This window comes from Kribbella monticola (genome assembly GCF_003261635.1).
Taxonomy (GTDB): Bacteria; Actinomycetota; Actinomycetes; order Propionibacteriales; family Kribbellaceae; genus Kribbella; species Kribbella monticola.
Window position 1 is genome coordinate 21242 of the sequence record NZ_QFXK01000004.1, and the last position, 19584, is coordinate 40825.

The window sequence follows — 19584 nt, forward strand, 5'->3', positions numbered from 1 at the left end:
CGGCGGACCTTCGGCCCTGGGAGCCATCCGGGTCGCTCGACGAGGCTGAAGACAGCGGCAAACCAGGGAGCACGACGGAACGTACCGCGCGACGAGCCCGGCATGAACCACGTCTTCCGCAACTGGCGCCGGCCCCTCGAGGAAGGAACCATGGCATGACCACCATCGCGCGAACGGCCGTCGTCGTCGGCTACGACGGGTCGCCGGCCAGCGAGACCGCGGCGTTCTGGGCCGCCACCGAGGCAGCGCGGCTGGGCGCGAAGCTGCGACTCGTCCACGTCCTCGCTCTGCCGATCCTCAGCAGCCCGGTCGGGATCGCGGTGACGGTGGAGTTCGAACCGCTCCATCACGCGGCCCATCAGTTGCTGGACAAGGTCAGCCGGCGGATCCGGGCCGAACACCGTCAGCTCGTGATCGAGGTCGTGGTCGAGTTCGGCGCCGCCGCCGCAGCTTTGTTGCAGGAGGCAACGGAAGCGCGGCTGGTCGTGCTCGGCTCACGCGGCCTCGGCGAGTTTCGCGACCTGACCGCGGGCTCGGTGTCCGCGCATGTCGCCACTCACGCCACCTGTCCGGTTGTCGTCGTCCCGCCGGACCGGCCGTCGGAGGACACCGACGGCGTGGTCGTCGGTGTCGACGGCTCCGAGCTGTCGATCGACGCGGTCGACTTCGCCTTCGAGCAGGCGCAGGCGCGGAACACGACGCTCACCGCTGTGATGGCCTGGCACGACCCGGTACGAACCGGCCCCGGCGACCTGCTGCCGCTCGTCTACGACCTCGACGCACTCCAGCAGGAGTCGGCCGCCCTGCTCGCCGAGTCGGTGGCCGGGCACGCGGAGAAGTACCCCGACGTCGTCGTACGGCAGGAACTCGTCCGCGGATATCCGGACGACGTGTTGATCGACGCCAGCCGCTCCGCGGAGCTGCTGGTGGTCGGATCACGAGGCCGAGGGGCTTTCCGCGGCCTCCTGCTCGGCTCGACCAGCCGGGCGCTGGTGCACTACGCGCCCTGTCCGATCGCCGTCGTTCGCTGACGGCCCGAAGACCGCCGGGTCCGGGACCTTCGGCCCTGTGGCCGGCTCCCGGGCCGGCGGATCGTGAAAGTGAGGAGGAGGCCGCGATGACGCGAGCACGAGTGGTGGTAGCCGGCATCGACGGATCGACCGCCGCCGAGACGGCCATCAGGTGGGCCGCGGACGAGGCCGTCTCCCGGCAGGCGTCCCTGCGGTTGGTGCACGCCTTCGTCTGGCCCGAGTTCAAGGTCCCGTTGGGATCGACCGAACTGGCGCCCGGGCTACGGGCCGGCGCCGACAAGGTCGTCGAGGAGTCGGTCCAGCTGGCCCGCAAGCTCGAACCCGGCCTGGAGATCGAAGGGACCCGCTACGACGGCTTCCCCGCACCGATCCTGCTCAAGCAGTCCAAGCAGGCCGAACTGCTGGTGATCGGCAGCCGCGGCCTGAGCGTGACCCTGGGCGCCCTGATCGGTTCGACCGGGCTCGACCTGGCCGCCAACGCCCATTGCCCGGTGGTGATCGTCCGTCCGGACCAGGTCCTCGACGCCGGTGACCATGTGGTGATCGGGTACGACGGCTCGTCGGCCAGCGAGGTCGCCCTCGACTTCGGTCTGGACTACGCGCGCCGGCACGACCTGCGGGTCCGGGTGGTCGCCGCGAAACCGTTGTACAGCGCGGACGGCCAGATCCACCACCTCGACCTGGAGACCGAGCTTCGCGGCCGTCCGGGCCGGCCCGAGCTGGAACTCGTCGAGGTCAGCGGCCATCCCGCGGAGCAACTGCTGCACCAGTCCGCGGACGCCCGGCTGATCGTGGTCGGCTCGCGGGGCCGCGGCGGCTTCTCCGGGATGCTGCTCGGCTCGGTCAGTCAGACCGTCCTGCACCACGCGCTCTGTCCGGTGGCGGTCATCCCGGCCGCCGCGATCGGAGGATGATCGAGATGACAACCCTGCAGAACAAGGCGGTTCGGCCGGATCCGATCCGGGTCCGCTCTGTCATCCTGGCCGGCTTCGTGCTGATGTTCGGTCTGGGATCGTTCGTCCACGTCGGGCTGGCGATCACCAACCCCACGACGTACCGGCCGTTCGCCGACGCCGCGCTCTTCGGCTGGGTGCGCGAAGGGTGGGAGGACATCTTCATGTCCGATCCGAGGCTCTGCGCGCTGCTGCTCGGTGCCGGTGAGCTACTGGTCGCCGTACTGCTGATCATCGCCCGGCGCCTCGGCTACACGGCCGTGATCCTGTTCCACCTGGCTCTCATGCTGTTCGGCTGGGGCTTCTGGCTCTGGTGCATCCCGGCGCTGGCGTTCGCCGTACCGGCTGCGCTCTTCGAGTTCCGTACGGTGAATCGTCGGGTGACGCCGTGAAGCGGCAGGCCAAACAAGTCGTCGCTGTCCCGTGGGTGCGGCGGTTGGTCGTCGACACCGGACGTGCTTCGCGGCGCCGGCACTCGGTCCATGGACTCTTCGAGGTTGACGTCACGAAGGCCAGGCAGGCCTTGCGGGCGCATCGGCGTGACACGGGTGAGGCCCTGTCCTTCACCGCGTTCGTCGTTTCCTGTGTCGCGCGTGCTGTCGCGGCCGACCCCGCTGTCCAGGCGTATCGAGATCTCCGCGGCCGCGAGGTGATCTTCCCCGAGGTCGACGTGGGTCTGCCGATCGAGGTCGAGCTGGACGGGGTGCCCTTCGCTTTCACCCACGTACTGCGCGACGCCGGCCGGCGTACGGTCCGCGAGCTCCATGACGAGATCCGCGCGGTCCGTGCCGATCCCGCCCTGAGTCCATCGGTGCGCAAACAGAGGTGGGCCCGGGCCTACCTCCTGGTCCCCGCCGTGCTGCGAACCGGGTTGCTCGGCGCGCTACACCGGTTCCCCGGCCGGCAGCGAGCGATCGCCGGCACGGTCGGCGTCACCGCGGTCGGCATGTTCGCCGGTGGCGGCGGCTGGGGCATCGCCTTCCAGGTGCACACCCTGAGCATCGTCGTCGGCGGCATCACCGTCCGGCCCGCTCTTTGCGCCGGGCAACTGGTCGACCGGGAATGGCTGCAGCTGACTGTCAGCGTCGACCACGACGTCGTGGACGGCGCGCCGGCCGCGAGATTCGTCAACCGGCTCCGCTCCCTGCTCACCACCGCCGACGGCCTGGATGAGCTCCGGACGCCTGACACCGAGCTTCCCGATCCACTGGGGAGCGCCTGGAACTGACAAGGAGGGCAGAACCATGGGTGAGATCGACAACGCCCGCCAGCAGCGGGAAGCCCTGCGCAAGTCCAAGGGCCGGCCGACCGACAGCGGCCGCCGCGCCTCCACCGGCATCTTGCGCTACCTCGGCGTGAACCTCTACCGCGAACGCAACCGCGCCACCGCCGAGAAACCCGACGCCGACGGCAAGGCGGGTTCCGATGATTGAGCGGCTGATTTCGACTCACCCCTTCGCGGTGCCACACCGCGTGGACCGGCCTCCGACGCGCTGCGCAGATCGAGCGCGTACTGCGGCAAGCAGCGCCACTTTCCTCGGCGGACCAAGCGATGGTGACCAAGCGGAAGACCATCTGCTGAAGCCGGATGACCTCCTGCGGAGTGGAGGGGGTCCTTCGACCCTGATGGCTGGGACCGGTTCGTCGCAAGGTGGAGGAAAGACCTGAAGAACGAGGTGAGAGCGATGTTGATCCGCGAGTTGATGACCAGCCCCGCGGTCACGGTGACCGGGCAGACTCCGATCGGGGCCGCCCTGCGGCTGATGGACGAACGGAAGATCACCTCACTCCCGGTCGTCGACCAGCACGGCGGGCTGACCGGGATCGTGAGTGAGGCCGACCTCGTCTCCGACGGAGACCTGCTGGACGACCGGTTCCCGATCGCCGCCGTCCGCGCCAAGGCGCCCACACCGACCCGCCGCGTGGCCGAGGTGATGACGCACCTGGTCGTCTCCGCACGCAGCGACGACGAGCTCGAGGTGGCGATCGACCTGATGCGGTCGACGATGATGAAGAGCCTGCCGGTGATCGAGAACGGCCGCGTCGTCGGGATGATCAGCCGCAGTGACGTGATCCACCTCCTCGCCGGCCGCGACCACCGGATCCGCACCGAGGTGGTCGAGTTGCTGAACGCCGAGTCGCCGGGCTGGGAGGTCCAGGTGCAGGACGGCGTCGTCACGGTCACCGGCCCGGCCGACCCACATGAGCGCCGGCTCGCGGAACTCCTGAGCGGCACGGTCCGCGGCGTCGTCGCCGTACAGATCACCCGGCTCAGCGAATCCCAGCCGAACGCCACGTCCGGCCGCTGACGAAAGGAACAGTCATGACTGTCGTATGGATCGCGCTCGCGGTCATCGTGGTGCTGGCATTGTCCTGCATCCGCATTGTCACGCAGTACGAGAAGGGAGTGCTGTTCCGGCTCGGACGGATGAAGGCGGTCCGGGAGCCGGGGCTTCGGATCATCATTCCGCTGGTCGACGTACTGCGGAAGGTCTCGCTGCGGATCGTGACGCGGCCGATCCAGTCGCAGGGCATCATCACCAAGGACAACGTCAGCGTCGACATCTCCGCCGTCGCGTACTACAAGGTGGTCGACGCGGCGAAGTCGGTGCTGTCGATCGAGAACGTCGCCGCCGCCATCGACCAGATCGCGCAGACCACCCTTCGCGGGGTCGTCGGCCGGCACACGCTCGACGAGACACTGTCGGAGACCGAGGTGATCAACGCCAACATCCGCGAGATCCTCGACGAGACGACCACCGAGTGGGGCGTGCTGGTCACCCTGGTGCAGCTGAAGGACATCCAGCTGCCGGACACGATGAAGCGCGCCATGGCCCGCCAGGCCGAGGCCGAGCGGGAGAAGCGCGCCAAGATCATCGCCGCCGAAGGAGAGGCGATGGCCGCCGCGTCGCTCGGCGATGCCTCCGACACGATGATGGCGCACCCGCTCGCACTGCAGTTGCGCAATCTGCAGACCCTGGTGGAGATCGGCGTCGACAAGAACTCGACCGTCGTCTTCCCGGCTCCGCTGATGAGCACGATCGGCGAGCTCGGCACCTTCCTCACCCGCGAGACCGCCGCTGCCGGCAGTCACCGTCCGGTGCCGCCGGCTACCGACCTGGAAACCCCCACCAATGGTCAACCAGTTGCCCTCAGCAAGTGACGTGGAGCGACCTGCGCCCCAGCCCCCGAGGCGCAGGTCGTCGACTGTTCTCGGCTGGCTGCGCAGTGCCGTCGGTCTGCTGGTCCTCATCGCTCTGGTGGACTATCTGGTCCTCCCCCAGATGGCCGGCACCGATCAGTCGTTACGTCTGCTCCGCGAGGTCAGACCCTGGTGGGTGATTGCCGGGATCACCCTGGAGGCGCTCAGTCTGACCTGCTACTCCCTGATCACCCGGAGCGTCCTGAGGCAGAGTCCGCCCCGCTTCAACTGGCTGCTCCGCAGCGACCTGACCGGTTACGGACTGGGCCGGGTAGTACCGGGCGGCGGTGCCACCGCAACAGCGCTTCGCTACCGGCTACTGGTCTCCGGTGGTGCCGCGCCGGCCGACGTCACCGCTGCCATCGCCGCCCAAGGTATCGGTTGCGCGGTCGCACTCGCGGCGATCCTCTGGATCACGTTGATTCCCACGCTCCTGCTGTTCGGACCGACCGCGCCGTACCTCGTCACCTGGCTGATCGGAGCCCTCCTCACGGCCTGCGGACTCCTTGTTGTCCACCAGCGGTCACGCCTCGCGGCTCCTGCGATGCGCATCCTCGACTTCGCCCTGCACCGGTTCCCGCGCCGCTGGCAGCCGCGTATCAAACGCGTTGCCATCCAGCTTCACCAACTGCTGACAACGCGCGAAGTCCGGCGTTCCTTCGCCCTCTGGGCGGTCTCGAACTGGCTCCTGGACGCTGCCGCGTTATGGGTCTTCCTCGCCGCCTACGGCCATCTGATGAACCCGGTTCTGCTCCTGCTGGCCTACAGCATCGCCAATCTACTGGCCGTCCTGCCCATCACACCTGGTGGGCTGGGCATCATCGAGGGCGTGCTGATCCCGGGTCTGATCGGATACGGCGTACCGGGCGGCATCGCCGTACTGGCTGTTGTCTCCTGGCGGCTGTTCCAGTTCTGGCTACCGGTACCGGTGGCCGGCCTGTGCTATTTATCGCTCAGGACACCGGGATGGCGCGAAAGAGTCGCCGCCACGCCCGGTGGGCATGACGGCGACTCGTGAGCAGACGGCTCACTTCTGTCGAGGTACTTCGTGCACGACGGCGACCGGGCACGGCGCGTGGTGCAGGACACCGCGAGCAGTGGAGCCGAGCAGCATCGTGGTGATCCGGCGGTGGTTGCGCCCGCCGAGCACCAGCAGATCGGCCTTGTTCTCCTCGGCCGCCGAGATGAGGCCGGCCACCGGGTGCCCGCGCCGGGTCTCGGTCCGGATCTCCAGCTCCGGGAACTTCACCCGCCACTGGTCCGCCATCGCCTGCAGAGCCTTGTCGCTCTCCTCGAGCCAGCCGTCGTACTGGTTCGTCACGGCCGCGGCGTCCCAGGTGTACATGGCCGGCAGGTCCCAGACCCGGACCATCCGCAACGGCACCTTCCGCTCCGTCGCGGCGGCGATCGCGAAGGCGATGGCCGCGTCGTCCTGGTCCGACTCGTCCACTCCGACGACGACCGGCGCCCCGGGGTGGTAAGGCTGCCAGCGATCCGGGACGACGACCACCGGTACGTCGGCCAGATGGGTGACGGCCTCGGCGGTCGACCCGATCAGGAGCCGCGACAGCAGCCCGGTCCCCCGCCGTCCGACGACGAGCATGGCCGCACCGGAAGCAGCCTTGGCCAGCTTGCTCGCCGGCGGGCCGGTCAGTACGTCGGTCGTGTACTCGGCGCCGTCGTCGTGACCGGCCAGGTAGTCGCCGACATCCGCGATCAGCTGCTTGGCGGCAGCGTCGACGCCGGGCGCAGCGAAGTACGGGCCTGCCGGGAGCTTCTCCTCGACCACGTGGACGGCGCGCACCGGAAGGTCGCGAAGATGGGCCTCCCGCAGCGCCCAGTCGAGCGCCCCGCTGTTCTGCCACGCAGCATCGACCCCGACGAAAATACTGGACTTGTTCATGGTGCTCTCTCTCCTCGATCTCATGGACCGGTGGCCTGACGCCACTCCGGTCACTTGCTGGGGTGGGTGGCGAGGATCTCCTGCAGGGATTCCACGAAGCGGAGGGACTCGTCCCAGGGCCGTTGCCAGACGTTGCGGCCGAAGATCAGGCCGAGGCCGCCGGCGTCCATCGCCTGCTGGGCCTTGCGCAGCATCGCCTCGTCGCCGGCCTTCTCGCCGCCCGAGACCAGCACCAGCGTGTGGTTGGCCGACCGGACGACCTGGTCGATCGCCTGCTGGGAGCTGAACTCCGACTGGTACGCCGGCTTCACGCCGCTCGTCTTCTCCGGGTGCGGGAAGTTGACCTTCACCACGTCGGCACCGAGCTCGCTGGCCACCCTGGCCGCGTAATCGACCGCGTAGAAGGAATCGTTGCCGCCCTTGGCCGCGATCGCGGCACCGCGCGGGTACGCCCACACGATCAGCGGCATCCCGAACCGGTGCGCGTCCTCGCGGACCTTGCGGTACTGCGCGAAGTCGGCCTCCTGCGCCGGCGATCCGACGTACAGGGTGTAGCCGACCGCGTCGGCACCCAGGCGCACCGCGTCCTCGACGCTCGCGTGCAGCGGCGACAGCGCCTCGGCGTCGGACGGGATGTCGGTCTTACCGTTCAGCTTGAGGATCAGCGGGACCTCACCGGCGTAGTCCCAGTAGAACTTCTCCGCCAGCCCGATCTGCAGAGCGATGCCGTTGAACCCGCCGGTGACCGCCAGCTTGACGATGTACGCCGGGTCGGACGCCTGCGGGTTGGCGAAGAAATCGCGCGGGCCGTGTTCGAGGCCCTGGTCGTAGGGCAGGAAGAACGCCGTGCCGTTGCGCAGTCCGTGCTGGAACAGGATCCGGTGCAGACGTGCCTTCTTGCCGCTGTTCAGGCCGAGCTCGCGCAGCGATGGCCTGGTCTCCATGGTGCTCACCTCCAGGGTGTGGACGCGGTCGTCGCGCCCGATGGGTCAGATGAAGAGAAGTTGGGCGCCGTCGGTCTTCTCGATGAAGTCCGCGGCGCTGATGATCGCCTCGACGTCGTCGTACAGGTCGGTCTCGTCGAGCTGCATCATGTCGGCCGACATCCGGCAGGCCCACAGATGACCGCCGGAGGCGACGATCTGCGCCAGGAACTCCGGTACGTCGGGGACGCCGACCTCCTGGATCTGCTTCTTCATCTGGTGGGTCGCCATCGCCGTCATCCCGGGCAGCCCGCCCAGGCCCTGCGGCAGGTGGGTCGCGGTGTTGCCGAGCATGGTGAACTTCAGGTCGTGCATCCGGGACTTGGTAATCATGTCGAAACCCCAGAAGGTGAAGAACAGATGCGTCTCCACACCTTCACCCAAGGCGGCGTTCGCCAGGATCAGCCCGGGGTAGGCCATGTCGAGGTTGCCTTTGGAGCAGATGATCGCCAGCTTGCGGCCGGTCGGTACGTCGTCGCCGAAGTCCGGGACCAGGTCGAATGCGTTGTCGGTGGTGGTCATGTCGAGCCTTCTCTCACACGCAGCCGCGGGGCTTGGGCAGACCGGCGACGTAGGCCATCTTCTTGGCCGGCTTGCCGGGGAACAGGACGAACAGCTGCTTGATCGGGATGCCGGCCAGGGTCGACACCCGCCGCAGCGTGGCGGTCTCACCATGGGTCGGGTAGTCGGCCCGCAGGAAGCTGATCGCCTTCCAGTGCTCGTCGGTCAGCTCGATCCCGATCCGGGCCGCCAGCTGCCGGGCGAGTTCTTCGTTCCACTCGTCGTACTGCGTCAGGAAACCTTCGGCGTCGACGTGAACGGTCGCCGGTCCCACCGTGACGACAGGCATGATCAGTTCTCCTTGTCCGGTTGGTGTTTGCCGGCCATCGACATCCGGGCCGGCAACGGGAGCCGGCGGCCGGGCAGCAGCAGGTGCCAATAGATCCACCGGAAGGCCAACTTGCCCCAGTGGTTGCGGCTGTTCTCCGTCAACAGCGACAGCGGGCCGAGTTTCGCGATCGGGAACTCGCCCGGCAGCGGCTCGGTGTCGTAGTTGAAGTCGATCAGCAGCGCCTTGCCGTCGCCGGACTCCACGAAGCAGTTCGCGTGCCCGTCGAAGGCCCGGGTCATCGGGCGTCCTTCGATGTGGTCGCAGAAGTTGTCCACGAAGATCTCGGTCGAGAAGTGCGCGACCGACCCGGCCTTCGAGGTCGGGATGTCGTTCGCGTCGCCGATCGCGAAGATCGCCGGGTGCTCCTTGGACTGGAAGGTGTGCTTGTCTACGGGAACGTAGTTCAGTTCGTCACCGAGACCGGATCGCGCGATGAAGTCCGCGCCCATGTTCAGCGGCACGGTGACGAGCAGGTCGAAGCCGATCTCGCGTTCGTCGTACGACACCAGCACCTTGCGTTCGCTGTCGATGTGCTCGACCAGGAAGTCCGGTTCGACGGTGATCTTCCGCTCGTCGAGCATGCCGCCCAGCTGCGCGGATGCGATCGGCTTGGTGAAAGCGCCTGACAGCGGGGTCGCGTAGACGAGCTCGACCTGGTCACGCATGCCGCGCTGCCGGAAGTACGACTCGGCCAGGAAGGTGAACTCCAGTGGCGCGACCGGGCACTTGATCGGCTGGTCGACGATGTGTACGACCAGCCGGCCGCCGCGGAAGTCTCGGAGCGCGCCGGCCAGGGCGACGGATCCGTCGTAGCTGTAGAAGTCGAAGATGCTCTTGCGCCATTCGGGCCCGAGCATGCCGGGGGTCTGGTCGGGACGCGGACTGGTGCCGGTGGCAACGATCAGGTAGTCGTAGGAGATCACCCGCCCGTCGTCGAGGGCGACCGTCTGCCGGGCCGGATCGATCCGGTCGATCTCGCCGAGCTCGAGCCGGATGCCGGCGCCGAGGAAGCGCCGCCGCGGCTTGCGCACCTCGTCCGGCCGGTAGGTGCCGAACGGGATGAACAGCAACCCCGGCTGGTAGAGGTGGATGTCGTCCCGGTCCACGACCGTGAATTGCCACTCGTCCATCGGCAACCGCCGCCGCAACTTGTTCGCCACCATCGTGCCGGCAGTGCCGGCCCCGAGAATCACCAGCCGCTTCATCAGCGTCCTTTCGTCGGACTTCTCTACTCCGACGCTATGACTCGTCGACAGTGCTGATCAGGGCCCTTTGACCTGACTTGGTCAGGCCACATGTACTCCGCTCTCACCGCAGTAGCAGTGCGCAACGGCGATGGCACCCGCGCCTTGTCGACCGGCCGGCTGACGCCATGCAGACCCACGTCCCGGATCGCGCCTCGGCCATCCGGGAAACCTGAGCCGGCCGGTCAGCCGACCGATGTGTCCTGCAGGTCGGCTTCAGCTGTGCGACTGGTGGAGGTCGTTGCCATCGGCTCGATCCGCACCGCCAGGTCCACGGCCAGGTGGTCGATGTCGCGAACCTCGCGATAGATGATCGCCCTGTCGTTGAACAGCGAACCCCAGCACCGTTTGACCGCGGCCTGCAAGGCGCGCTGTCCGCTCACCCCGACGAAGATCTCGTGCGGGCCGGTGAGGAACTCGTCCAGCTGATCATCCGCAACGACGCTGCCGACGACCAGCTCCGCGTCAGGTCCACCCAGGTCCGCACAGGCCTCTTCGAGCGCTGCCGCGACGTCGTCGGGCACCTGCGCATCGAAGTACGCAGTACGGATGAAAGCGCCGACAGCAACCACATCCGCCCCTTCACGAAGACGCCTCAGCTGGGCCGCGATCACCGGCCGCAGCCGGGCGGCCCGGACGAACTCCCGGTACGCCGCCTCCGTCGTCACGAGTCCGGATCGCTGATCGTCCCAGACCACGAACGAGTTGTCCTTCATGGCATTCTCACCTCCGGGTCTCACAGTGACCGGGCGACGAGCTCGGTCAGGTCGAGGAGCCGGCTGGTGTAGCCCCACTCGTTGTCGTACCAGCCGAAGACCTTGACGATGGTTCCGTTCGCCTGCGTGAGCGGCGCGTCGAAGATGCACGACGAGGGGTCGCCGATGATGTCGTGCGACACGATCGGGTCCTCGTTGTAGCGCAGCAGGTTCTTCAGATGCCCCGAGGCCGCGTCGGCGAAGGCCTGATTGACCTGTTCAACGGTGACCGGCTCGGCCAGCTGGACCACGAGGTCGGTGAGCGAGCCGTCCTCGACGGGGACGCGAACGGCGACACCGTCGATCTTGCCGGCCAGTTCTGGGATGACCTCGCCGACGGCCTTGGCCGCGCCGGTACTGGTCGGGATGAGGTTGACCGCACCCGAGCGGCCGCGGCGCAGATCCTTGTGCGGCGAATCCAGGATCACCTGGTCGTTGGTGTAGCTGTGGATCGTGGTCATCAGGCCGTGCTGGATACCGAAGGCCTGGTGCAGCACCGACACCATCGGCGCCACGCAGTTCGTCGTACAGGATGCGTTCGAGATGATGTGGTGTTCGGCCGGATCGTAGGTCTCGTCGTTGACCCCGAGAACCAGGGTCGCGTCGACGCCCTTGCCCGGCGAGGACAACAGCACCTTGCGCGCGCCCGCGGCCAGGTGCGCGGCGGCGGCCTCACGGGTACGGAAGCGGCCGGTCGACTCGATCACGATGTCGACGCCGATCGATCCCCAGTCCAACGCGGCCGGGTCGCGCTCCGCGGTCACCCGGAGCCGCTTGCCACCGATCGTCAAACTGTCGTCGGTGTAGCCGACCCGCTCCTTCAGTACGCCGTACGTCGAGTCGTACTGCAGCAGGTTCGCCAGTGTCGCGGGGCCGGTGATGTCGTTAACGGCCACCACCTCGACCGCGTCGTTACCGCGCTCCAGTGCGGCGCGCAGGAAGTCCCGCCCGATCCGGCCGAACCCGTTGATCCCCACTCTGACAGTCATCTCTGGTCTCCTCCATGGCGATGTGCTTGGTCTCATTCCATGCCCCGGCGCGGTCGCGGATCAGTGCCGAAGGTCCCTTGTGACACAGGTATTGGGCCTGACGGCCGGTTAGTTCTGGTTGCTCTTCCAGCGCGGTGACACCTCTGCCCACTCGCGCTCCCACGCCAGCGCCCGCCGCCGGTCCAGCGGCACGCGCGCCAGCCGGGACAACGCCGCCAGCAGCAGCCAGCCGAGCATCACGGTGATGATCCCGACCAGGCCGCCCAGGGCCGAGCTGTCCGTGCTCTGCCGCGGCGGCTTGGCGATCGCACCGTTGCGGTCGAGCCAGATGGTCACGGCGCTACCGGCTTTGGTGCCATTGGCAACTATCGTCCGGCCCTCCTGCGGCCAGCCCGTCTCGTCCTGCCAACCCACCCGCACCCGGACCCCAGCCTGGCCCGGTGTCGCCGGAAAGATCGGGCCACCGTCCTCGAGGGCGTGCGCCTCCACCTGACGGAGCTGGCTGCGCTGGTGGACCGCGGCGCGTTCACTCGCCGCGCTGACCGACGTACCGAGAGCCGCCGCAGCCGGAACCAGCAGCAGAGCCAGCAGCAGTGCGCACCAGAACAACGCCGCCTCGATCCGGTCGAAGCCGCGGCGCAACGGATTACGCCCGAAGCCGAGCCGGCGGGCCTGCATCAGCACCCACTGCTCGCTGCGGCCTTGGTGGACGGTGTTCATCACGACCTCCCGGGGTCGACGCTGCCGAAGTGTTGGCATCGAGCCTGCGCCGGCCCACGCCGCTCCGGTCAGAGCCGAAGGTCCTCAGCACCAGGGCCGGTGAGCCCGTCACGACCAGCTCGAACGGCCCGGCCGGCACTCAGGCGGCGCGGCCCGTCGATCGGCCCGCAGAACTGAGGACCTTCGCCCCTGCTCACCCCGCCCGGTACGGCGTGTGCTGGTGCTGGAGCACACCGGAGGTAGGCCTGCGGATCGCAGTGTCCGCGACCAGCCGGCCTTCGCCCGGCTCGACGTACTACAGGAGGGCATGATGAGGAATTATCCGGTCCGGATCGTCGGAACTCCCGATCCGGCGGTCAGTCGTGGTTTGTGGCTGGTGAAATGGCTGCTGGCCATCCCGCACTACATCGTCCTGGCGTTCCTGTGGCTCGCCTTCGCGGTGCTCACGGTGGTGGCCTTCTTCGCCGTTCTCTTCACCGGCCGGTACCCGCAGTCGATCTTCACCTTCAACACCGGCGTACTGCGATGGACGTGGCGCGTCGGCTTCTACGCCTACAGCGCACTCGGCACAGATCGCTATCCCCCGTTCACACTGAACGATGTCCCCGACTACCCGGCCCGGTTGGTCGTCGATCACCCGCCGCGGTTGTCCCGTGGCCTGGTGCTGGTGAAGTGGGTGCTGGCGATCCCCCACCTGATGGTGCTCGCCCTGCTGCTCGGCGGTGCGCCCTACCTCGCCGACCGTGCTTCCGACTCCACGCCGTACCTGGCTGGCGGCGGGCTGATCGGCCTGCTGGTACTGATCGCCGGCGTCGTCCTGCTGTTCACCGGCCGCTACCCACGCGACCTCTTCGACCTGATCATGGGTCTGAACCGCTGGACCTACCGGGTGGCCGGCTACGTCTTCCTGCTCACCGACGAGTACCCGCCGTTCCGCCTCGACCCCGGTCCGGGCGACCAGGCTGACATCGCGCCCGATCCCCGTGCCCCTGGTCTCGGCGCCCCTGGGTTCGGCGCCCCTGGTCTCGGCGGCTCAGATCTCGCGGCCCCTGGTGTCGCTGCTTCCGGTCGGCCCGCGCCCGATCTCCGCGCTGCCACAGCGCCGGTCCCGGCTGCCAGGCCGGGCGCGACCGCTCAGCGCTGGACGACACGCCGAGTGATCAGTGTCATCGCGGGTGCGTTGCTGGTCACCATCGCTTTCGGCGTGATCCCGGCCGGTGCCGCCGGCCTCCTGCTCGACCGATCCGGCCGTGACGCCGGCGGCTACGTCGCCACCGACCTCAGGCCGTTCTCCAGCCCCGGCTATGCGCTCAGCACGTCCCCTGGTGCCTTGCACTTCGGTCCGAAGTGGCTGATGAACCGCGTTCTGGGTGACGTTCGCGTGACCGGCACAAGTGCGACGGCGGTCCCGCTCTTCATCGGAATCGCGCCCGCACGCGACGCCTCGGCGTACCTCGACGGCGTCGAGCACAGCGTCGTCGCCCGCCTGGACGGCAACCATGCCGATCCCGTCTATCAGTACCAGCCCGGCACTGCTCCGGCGGCGGCTCCGGACACCCAGAAGTTCTGGGTGGCCAGCACCTCCGGTACCGGCCGGCAGAGCATCACCTGGCAACCGCGGGCAGGCGACTGGACGATCGTCGTCCTCAATGCCGACGGCAGCCGTGCGGTCCAGGCCGACCTCGGGGTCGGTGCCACCGTGCCCTGGCTGGACGACCTGTCCTTCTCGCTGATCGGTATCGGTCTGCTCCTCCTTCTCGGCGGTGCGGTCCTGATCGCGCTACCGCTTCGCAACCGGCCGACGCCGGCCACCGACCACATCACCGCAGGAGTCTGAGATGTCCCGAAAGGTGCTGGTGGCCTACGCCACCAGGATGGGTGCAACCGCCGGAATCGCCGAGGCCATCGGCGCGGAGCTCGAACGCGACGGCCACCAGGTCGACGTTCGCGAGGTCGGCAAAGTGGCCTCGATCGAGGAGTACGACGCGGTCGTCCTCGGCAGCGCCCTGGGCGGATGGCTCGCTCCGACATCGCCGGCGATTCCCGCGACTGGGAGATGATCCGGGCCTGGGCCGCCGACGTCAGCGCCGCCATCCACGCCATCGAAGCGGCTCCCTGGAACCGCCACCTTTCCTGAAGAACTCCGCAGTACCGGCTCTTGGAGTCACCATGGGTTTCAACCTCGCCACCGTCCTGTGCGAGTCCGCCCGCAGCCATCCCGGCAAGGTCGCCGTGATCAGTGCTGATCACCGGATCACCTATGCGGAGCTGGACCAATTGTCCGACCGTTTCGCCACCAACCTGCAAGCTCGCGGTATCCGGCCGGGCGACGCGGTCGGGCTGCAGCTGCCCAACCTGCCACAGTTCGTCATCGCGTACTTCGGCCTGCTCAAGGCCGGCGCCGTCGTCGTACCGATGAACGTGCTCTACAAGGCCGACGAGGTCGGCTACATCTTGCGGGACTCCGAGACCCGCCTGCTCATCACCTGGGCCGGCGTCGCCGAGGAGGCGGCCAAGGGAGCCGCTCAGGCGGGGGTGTCCGACCTCGTCACGGTCACCACACCGGGGACGACGGCACCACCGGGCAGTGTCGCTTTCGAGAGTCTGCTGGCCGAACAGCCAGGGCCGCCGCCGTTCCACCAGTCCGACCCCGGCGACACCGCGGTGATCGTCTACACGTCCGGCACGACAGGACGTCCGAAAGGCGCGGAGCTGACGCATTTCCAGCTGTTCATGAACGCCGACACTCCCGGCCGCCTGTTCGGCGTCCGCGACGACGACGTCATCTTGGTGGTGCTGCCGTTGTTCCACATCTTCGCCTTGTCGAGCATCCTCGACGTCTGTGCCCGCTTCGCCGCGACTATGACGCTGGTCCCCCGCTTCGACCCGGCCACGGTACTGGCCACCATCGAGCGCGATCACGTCACCGTCTTCGAGGGCGTTCCGACGATGTACATCGCACTGCTCAACCACCCTGACCTCGACCGGTACGACGTGTCGTCGCTGCGGGTCGGCGTCTCGGGGGGCGCACCGATTCCCGCCGAGGTGATCGACGCCTTCGAACGCCGCTTCGGCATCGTCATCCTCGAGGGCTACGGGCTGTCCGAGACGGCGTCGACGACGACCTTCAACGTCAGCGCCGAGGACCGCCGCGTCTACAGCGTCGGCCGGCCGATCTGGGGTGTGCAGGTCGAGGTCTGGGACGAACGGGGCGCCGTTCTGCCGCCCGGTCGTGACCACATCGGCGAGCTGATGGTCCGAGGCGTGAACGTCATGCGCCGGTACCGCGGTAACCCGCAGGCCACGGCCGAGGCGTTCACCCGGGGCTGGTTCCACACCGGCGATCTGGGCTATGTCGACGAGGACGGCTACTTCTTCGTCGTCGACCGCAAGAAGGAACTGATCATCCGTGGCGGCTACAACGTCTACCCGCGCGAGGTCGAGGACGCGTTGTACACCCATCGCGCGGTCGCACAGGCGGCGGTGGTCGGCGTACCGGACGACCTGCTGGGCCAGGAGGTCAAGGCTTTTGTGGCCCTGCATCCTGGGCAGGCCGTCCGGCCGGAGGAGCTCGTCGAGCACGTGAAGTCCCGGATCGCGCCGTACAAGTACCCCCGGTTCGTAGAGATCCGCTCGCACCTGCCGATGACGTCCGCGGGCAAGATCTTGAAGCGGGAGCTCCAGCCATGGACCGGATGACACCACTCGACGCCGCCTTCTTGGAGATCGAGGACGAAGAACCCGGCGTCTCGATGGCGATCTCCTCGATCGCGGTGTTCGAGGGACCGGCCCCGGCGGCCCAGGAATTCGCGGACCTGATGACCAGCCGGCTGCCGCTGATCCCCCGCTATCGCCAGAAGGCCCGGCAACTCCCGTTCGATCTGGGACCGCCGGTCTGGTTCGACGACGAGAACTTCGACCTCGGCTTCCACCTGCGCCGTACGGCCCTGCCCGCTCCTGGCGGCGACGAGGAACTCGCGGCGCTGATGGGCCGGATCATGTCCGCCCGCCTCGACCGCGACCACCCGCTCTGGGAGTACTGGCTGGTCGAAGGTCTGCCCGAGGATCGCTGGGCGCTCATCTCCAAGGTGCACCACTGCATGGTCGACGGCGTGGCGGGAACCGACCTGTACGGCGTCGTGCTCGACGACTCGCCGACACCCAGAGCCGGCGTCGCAGACGACTGGAGTCCGCAAGCCACACCCAGCACGACCTCGCTGATGGCCTCGGCTCTCGGCGAGCTACTCGTCACCCCGGCCCGTCAGTTCCGGCTCGCCACCCTGGCGATCCGGCAGCCGAAACTGCTCGCCTATCGCGTGTGGAGCATCGGCCGGGGCCTGTGGGCGTTGTCCGAGGCGGTCCGGCCCGCGAAACGGTCGTCGCTGACCGGATCCCTGTCGGCCGGCCGCCGGTTCGCCTTGACGCGCACGACCGTGCGCGAGGTGAAGGCCATCCGCCACCAGCTCGGCGGCACGTTCAACGACGTCGTACTGGCGGCCGTCACCGGTGGGTTCCGCGCACTGATGCTGGCCCGGGGCGAGACGCCGATGAGGCATTCCGTCCGGACCCTTGTCCCGGTCAACGTCCGGGCCCCCGGTGAGGAGGGCATTCTGGACAACCGGGTGTCGATGATGCTGGCGCAGTTGCCGGTGCACCTGGAGGATCCGGTCGAGCGGCTGGCCGCAGTACGGGCCGAACTGGACAAGCTGAAGTCGCATCACGAGATCGACTCGGTGATGCTGCTGACCGAGCTCGCCAAGCGCGAACCGTTCCCGCTGATCGCACCGGCGTACCGGCTGGCCGCGCACGTTCCGCAGCGGTCCGTCGTCACTGTCGTGACCAACGTGCCCGGTCCACGCCGGGCTCTCTACGCGCTCGGCCGGAAGCTGGTCGAGATCATCCCGTACGTGCCGATCGGCTCGACACTGCGCACCGGGGTCTCGATTCTCAGCTACTGCGACTCCGTTGCCTTCGGCATCACCGGTGACTACGGCGGGGCCGACATCGGCGTACTGGCCAAGGGCATCGAGACGAGCCTCGCCGAACTGGCCGCCGCGGCGAGGCGAACCGCCCGTCGTCGCCGGGTCAGCTGAGCCGGTGGGAGATGTCGCTGGGATAGCGGCGCGCGAGCCCGGCCGGCGGGCTGAAAGGGCGCCACTCCCCTTCGGGTTGGGCCAGTCGATCTGCCGCGAGCCAGAGCACGGCCGGGTTGTGTCCGTAGCCGAGATGGCTGCCGGTCACCGCCACGTTCTGCCTGCCGTACCCGGGTTCTTCCACGCAGCTCTGCCAGGACACGATGCCGTCGTGTTCGGAGTAGACGGAGGTGGCGGGCATCGCCAGCGGTGGCCGGGTGTGGTGCGGTGGCGGCAGTTCGGACTCGGGGACGTGCAGGTGCGAGAGCATGCTGAAGACGCGATGGGCGCGTGTCTCGGTCGGTGCGGTCAGGCGATACGGGCTGCCGAGCGTCATCACGTCCCGGACGTGTTGTGGATGCTCGCGCGCCAGCTCCCGTGCGTAGATCCCGCCGAGGCTCCAGCCGATCAGGCTGACCGTCCGGCCGTGACCGTCGGCCACCTCGGTCAAGCGGTTCCGGATCCCTTCCACCGCGGCGCGGGTCGGGCCGATGTTGCGCCCGAGGTTCCAGCCGTACGCCCGGTAGCCGAGGCGGTTGAGGAACCATCGCAACGAAGTCGTCGAGGCGTCCGAGGCGAGCAGGCCGGGCAGCACCAGGACCGGGTGGCCGTCGCCGCGCGGCGCGGTACGGAGTACGGATCGGGCGGTGGCCAGCTGGCCGAAGTCCACCACCGCGCGGCTGGGTTCGGTGAGATACCAGAGCAGAGCGGGCGACTTGGCTGCTTGGGCATGCGAGGCGTGCATCCGGGCCTCCTCACGGCCGGGCGAGCAACGCCTACTGCGCGTTACTCAGGAGTACTCCCTTCAGGGTAAGGCGATCGGCCAAATCTTCCACCCGCTTCAGCGTGCCGCGCCGCCGCTGCTCCAGGACCGTCCAGCCAGGCCTCGATCCTCGCCGCGGTGAGTTCTGGTACCTCGAGTTGCGGAACGTGACCGACGTCGGGGATCAGTTCGACGGTCCAGGCCGGGTAGCGCGCCGCGGCCGCCCGGGCCGAGCCGACCGGCACCAGGCGATCCTTCGTTCCGTGCAGCAACAAAACGGGCTGTTGTACTGCGTCGAGCATCGCCCAGGCCTGGCTTGGTCTCGCATTCAGGACCAGCAGGGATCGCGCGGCCGCCAGGAAGGCAGCGTCGAGACCGTTCACCCTCGAGCGTTGTTCCACCAGCTCCACCGAAGCTTCGACCAGTTCATCGGGGACCTTGGAGGGATCGACACAGCACAGGGCGAGCAATTGCCGTACCTGGTCCCGCGCCGACAGCTTCCGGCGGGCCTTGGCCAGCGCATAGCGACCTACGAAGGGCACCGCGAAGCGCGCGAAGACCGCCGCCACGGCGGCATCGGGCCGTACTCCGCGAGCCAGTGGCAGCGCCGGATCGATCAGGATCAGGCCGGCCACGGCGTCCGGCCGGCGGACGGCGAGCAGGATCGACACCAGGGCACCCATCGAGTTGCCCACCAGGATGACGGGACCACCGGCAACATCGTCGACGAAACGACCCACCAGCTTGGCGTTGGCCTGCACGGTGGTCGCCCTTCCGCGCGGATGACTGAGTCCGAAGCCGAGCAGATCGACGGCGAACACCCGCGCTCTGGCCGCCAGCCGAGGTGCCAGCAGACTCCAGTTCAGATGCGACCCGCCGAGACCGTGGACCATCAGCAACCGTGGCCCAGTGCGTGGACCGCCGAAGTCGACGTAGTGGACCGGGCCGCCGAGATCTACGAACCGGCCGGCTCCTCCCCGACGTCCCGTCGATGGATGGTCGCTCATCCGGCCAAGG

The 19584-nt window shown here is 68.2% G+C and carries 22 protein-coding genes; 12 read left to right on the forward strand and 10 right to left on the reverse strand.

All coding sequences use genetic code 11. The features are described 5' to 3' along the window. Positions 1 to 155: 155 nt before the first annotated feature. The 8 genes from DIZ26_RS02485 to DIZ26_RS02520 all read left to right on the forward strand — a co-directional run bounded on the left by DIZ26_RS02485 (position 156) and on the right by DIZ26_RS02520 (position 6204). Positions 156 to 1031, forward strand: a complete 876-nt coding sequence (locus tag DIZ26_RS02485) for a universal stress protein (RefSeq protein ID WP_112237262.1) — start codon at positions 156 to 158, stop codon at positions 1029 to 1031. Between the two features lie 86 nt (positions 1032 to 1117). Beyond that, positions 1118 to 1945 carry a universal stress protein gene (locus DIZ26_RS02490; protein WP_112237264.1) on the forward strand — a complete coding sequence of 276 codons (828 nt, stop codon included), beginning with the start codon at positions 1118 to 1120 and terminating at the stop codon, positions 1943 to 1945. 5 nt (positions 1946 to 1950) lie between these two features. Continuing rightward, the gene (locus tag DIZ26_RS02495; protein ID WP_157979551.1) at positions 1951 to 2376 is read left to right on the forward strand and encodes a hypothetical protein; all 426 of its coding nucleotides are present in this window, start codon (positions 1951 to 1953) and stop codon (positions 2374 to 2376) included. Beyond that, on the forward strand, positions 2373 to 3212 hold the full coding sequence (locus DIZ26_RS02500; RefSeq protein ID WP_112237268.1) for a 2-oxo acid dehydrogenase subunit E2: 840 nt from the start codon (positions 2373 to 2375) through the stop codon (positions 3210 to 3212). The genes DIZ26_RS02495 and DIZ26_RS02500 overlap by 4 nt, the downstream gene beginning before the upstream one ends. Before the next feature lie 16 nt (positions 3213 to 3228). Beyond that, positions 3229 to 3417 (forward strand): hypothetical protein, encoded by a 189-nt coding sequence (locus DIZ26_RS02505; RefSeq protein WP_112237270.1) that lies wholly within the window; start codon positions 3229 to 3231, stop codon positions 3415 to 3417. A 252-nt stretch (positions 3418 to 3669) separates the two neighbouring features. Then, the gene (locus tag DIZ26_RS02510; protein ID WP_112237272.1) at positions 3670 to 4293 is read left to right on the forward strand and encodes a CBS domain-containing protein; all 624 of its coding nucleotides are present in this window, start codon (positions 3670 to 3672) and stop codon (positions 4291 to 4293) included. A 14-nt stretch (positions 4294 to 4307) separates the two neighbouring features. Then, complete coding sequence (locus DIZ26_RS02515) at positions 4308 to 5147, forward strand: slipin family protein (protein WP_112237274.1); 840 nt, start codon at positions 4308 to 4310, stop codon at positions 5145 to 5147. A gap of 1 nt (position 5148) precedes the next feature. Beyond that, on the forward strand, positions 5149 to 6204 hold the full coding sequence (locus DIZ26_RS02520; protein WP_157979552.1) for a lysylphosphatidylglycerol synthase transmembrane domain-containing protein: 1056 nt from the start codon (positions 5149 to 5151) through the stop codon (positions 6202 to 6204). Between the two features lie 9 nt (positions 6205 to 6213). On the opposite strand, the gene DIZ26_RS02525 is transcribed toward DIZ26_RS02520, so the two are convergent. The 8 genes from DIZ26_RS02525 to DIZ26_RS37310 form a co-directional block, all read right to left on the reverse strand. After that, positions 6214 to 7089 carry a universal stress protein gene (locus DIZ26_RS02525; protein ID WP_198675851.1) on the reverse strand — a complete coding sequence of 292 codons (876 nt, stop codon included), beginning with the start codon at positions 7087 to 7089 and terminating at the stop codon, positions 6214 to 6216. Positions 7090 to 7139: 50 nt separating this feature from the next. Then, a complete protein-coding gene (locus tag DIZ26_RS02530) occupies positions 7140 to 8033 on the reverse strand; it encodes a class I fructose-bisphosphate aldolase (RefSeq protein ID WP_112237280.1) in 894 nt (297 codons plus the stop codon). 45 nt (positions 8034 to 8078) lie between these two features. Further along, positions 8079 to 8594 carry a DsrE/DsrF/DrsH-like family protein gene (locus tag DIZ26_RS02535; RefSeq protein ID WP_112237282.1) on the reverse strand — a complete coding sequence of 172 codons (516 nt, stop codon included), beginning with the start codon at positions 8592 to 8594 and terminating at the stop codon, positions 8079 to 8081. A gap of 13 nt (positions 8595 to 8607) precedes the next feature. Beyond that, on the reverse strand, positions 8608 to 8922 hold the full coding sequence (locus tag DIZ26_RS02540) for a TusE/DsrC/DsvC family sulfur relay protein (RefSeq protein ID WP_112237284.1): 315 nt from the start codon (positions 8920 to 8922) through the stop codon (positions 8608 to 8610). Positions 8923 to 8924: 2 nt separating this feature from the next. After that, a complete protein-coding gene (gene sqr, locus DIZ26_RS02545; protein ID WP_112237286.1) occupies positions 8925 to 10169 on the reverse strand; it encodes a type III sulfide quinone reductase, selenoprotein subtype in 1245 nt (414 codons plus the stop codon). 224 nt (positions 10170 to 10393) lie between these two features. Further along, complete coding sequence (locus DIZ26_RS02550) at positions 10394 to 10924, reverse strand: PEP/pyruvate-binding domain-containing protein (RefSeq protein WP_112237288.1); 531 nt, start codon at positions 10922 to 10924, stop codon at positions 10394 to 10396. Between the two features lie 20 nt (positions 10925 to 10944). Further along, positions 10945 to 11952 carry a type I glyceraldehyde-3-phosphate dehydrogenase gene (gap, locus tag DIZ26_RS02555; RefSeq protein ID WP_112237290.1) on the reverse strand — a complete coding sequence of 336 codons (1008 nt, stop codon included), beginning with the start codon at positions 11950 to 11952 and terminating at the stop codon, positions 10945 to 10947. Positions 11953 to 12060: 108 nt separating this feature from the next. Beyond that, on the reverse strand, positions 12061 to 12672 hold the full coding sequence (locus DIZ26_RS37310) for an Rv1733c family protein (RefSeq protein ID WP_157979553.1): 612 nt from the start codon (positions 12670 to 12672) through the stop codon (positions 12061 to 12063). Between the two features lie 310 nt (positions 12673 to 12982). On the opposite strand from DIZ26_RS37310, the gene DIZ26_RS02565 reads away from it, so the two are divergent. From DIZ26_RS02565 to DIZ26_RS02580, 4 genes are all read left to right on the forward strand, one after another. Further along, a complete protein-coding gene (locus tag DIZ26_RS02565; RefSeq protein WP_232828100.1) occupies positions 12983 to 14509 on the forward strand; it encodes a DUF4389 domain-containing protein in 1527 nt (508 codons plus the stop codon). A gap of 1 nt (position 14510) precedes the next feature. Next, positions 14511 to 14732 (forward strand): flavodoxin domain-containing protein, encoded by a 222-nt coding sequence (locus DIZ26_RS02570; RefSeq protein ID WP_198675852.1) that lies wholly within the window; start codon positions 14511 to 14513, stop codon positions 14730 to 14732. A 109-nt stretch (positions 14733 to 14841) separates the two neighbouring features. Next, positions 14842 to 16371 carry a long-chain-fatty-acid--CoA ligase gene (locus DIZ26_RS02575; RefSeq protein ID WP_112237292.1) on the forward strand — a complete coding sequence of 510 codons (1530 nt, stop codon included), beginning with the start codon at positions 14842 to 14844 and terminating at the stop codon, positions 16369 to 16371. After that, positions 16359 to 17765: a WS/DGAT/MGAT family O-acyltransferase gene (locus tag DIZ26_RS02580; protein ID WP_112237294.1), complete on the forward strand. Its 1407-nt coding sequence runs from the start codon at positions 16359 to 16361 to the stop codon at positions 17763 to 17765. The genes DIZ26_RS02575 and DIZ26_RS02580 overlap by 13 nt, the downstream gene beginning before the upstream one ends. Here DIZ26_RS02580 and DIZ26_RS02585 read toward each other — a convergent pair. Both DIZ26_RS02585 and DIZ26_RS02590 read right to left on the reverse strand, forming a co-directional pair. Next, the gene (locus DIZ26_RS02585; protein WP_198675853.1) at positions 17758 to 18549 is read right to left on the reverse strand and encodes an esterase/lipase family protein; all 792 of its coding nucleotides are present in this window, start codon (positions 18547 to 18549) and stop codon (positions 17758 to 17760) included. The two genes, DIZ26_RS02580 and DIZ26_RS02585, sit on opposite strands and share 8 nt — an antisense overlap. 41 nt (positions 18550 to 18590) lie before the next feature. Continuing rightward, positions 18591 to 19574 (reverse strand): alpha/beta fold hydrolase, encoded by a 984-nt coding sequence (locus DIZ26_RS02590; RefSeq protein WP_112237296.1) that lies wholly within the window; start codon positions 19572 to 19574, stop codon positions 18591 to 18593. Positions 19575 to 19584 lie beyond the last annotated feature (10 nt).

Bases quoted from the DNA above. Each gene is read 5' to 3' on its own strand.
- DIZ26_RS02485 (WP_112237262.1), top strand. From the start codon at position 156: ATGACCACCATCGCGCGAACGGCCGTCGTCGTCGGCTACGACGGGTCG.
- DIZ26_RS02490 (WP_112237264.1), top strand. From the start codon at position 1,118: ATGACGCGAGCACGAGTGGTGGTAGCCGGCATCGACGGATCGACCGCC.
- DIZ26_RS02495 (WP_157979551.1), top strand. From the start codon at position 1,951: ATGACAACCCTGCAGAACAAGGCGGTTCGGCCGGATCCGATCCGGGTC.
- DIZ26_RS02505 (WP_112237270.1), top strand. From the start codon at position 3,229: ATGGGTGAGATCGACAACGCCCGCCAGCAGCGGGAAGCCCTGCGCAAG.
- DIZ26_RS02510 (WP_112237272.1), top strand. From the start codon at position 3,670: ATGTTGATCCGCGAGTTGATGACCAGCCCCGCGGTCACGGTGACCGGG.
- DIZ26_RS02515 (WP_112237274.1), top strand. From the start codon at position 4,308: ATGACTGTCGTATGGATCGCGCTCGCGGTCATCGTGGTGCTGGCATTG.
- DIZ26_RS02525 (WP_198675851.1), bottom strand. From the start codon at position 7,089: ATGAACAAGTCCAGTATTTTCGTCGGGGTCGATGCTGCGTGGCAGAAC.
- DIZ26_RS02530 (WP_112237280.1), bottom strand. From the start codon at position 8,033: ATGGAGACCAGGCCATCGCTGCGCGAGCTCGGCCTGAACAGCGGCAAG.
- DIZ26_RS02535 (WP_112237282.1), bottom strand. From the start codon at position 8,594: ATGACCACCACCGACAACGCATTCGACCTGGTCCCGGACTTCGGCGAC.
- DIZ26_RS02540 (WP_112237284.1), bottom strand. From the start codon at position 8,922: ATGCCTGTCGTCACGGTGGGACCGGCGACCGTTCACGTCGACGCCGAA.
- sqr (WP_112237286.1), bottom strand. From the start codon at position 10,169: ATGAAGCGGCTGGTGATTCTCGGGGCCGGCACTGCCGGCACGATGGTG.
- DIZ26_RS02550 (WP_112237288.1), bottom strand. From the start codon at position 10,924: ATGAAGGACAACTCGTTCGTGGTCTGGGACGATCAGCGATCCGGACTC.
- gap (WP_112237290.1), bottom strand. From the start codon at position 11,952: ATGACTGTCAGAGTGGGGATCAACGGGTTCGGCCGGATCGGGCGGGAC.
- DIZ26_RS37310 (WP_157979553.1), bottom strand. From the start codon at position 12,672: ATGAACACCGTCCACCAAGGCCGCAGCGAGCAGTGGGTGCTGATGCAG.
- DIZ26_RS02565 (WP_232828100.1), top strand. From the start codon at position 12,983: ATGAGGAATTATCCGGTCCGGATCGTCGGAACTCCCGATCCGGCGGTC.
- DIZ26_RS02570 (WP_198675852.1), top strand. From the start codon at position 14,511: ATGTCCCGAAAGGTGCTGGTGGCCTACGCCACCAGGATGGGTGCAACC.
- DIZ26_RS02575 (WP_112237292.1), top strand. From the start codon at position 14,842: ATGGGTTTCAACCTCGCCACCGTCCTGTGCGAGTCCGCCCGCAGCCAT.
- DIZ26_RS02580 (WP_112237294.1), top strand. From the start codon at position 16,359: ATGGACCGGATGACACCACTCGACGCCGCCTTCTTGGAGATCGAGGAC.
- DIZ26_RS02585 (WP_198675853.1), bottom strand. From the start codon at position 18,549: ATGCACGCCTCGCATGCCCAAGCAGCCAAGTCGCCCGCTCTGCTCTGG.
- DIZ26_RS02590 (WP_112237296.1), bottom strand. From the start codon at position 19,574: ATGAGCGACCATCCATCGACGGGACGTCGGGGAGGAGCCGGCCGGTTC.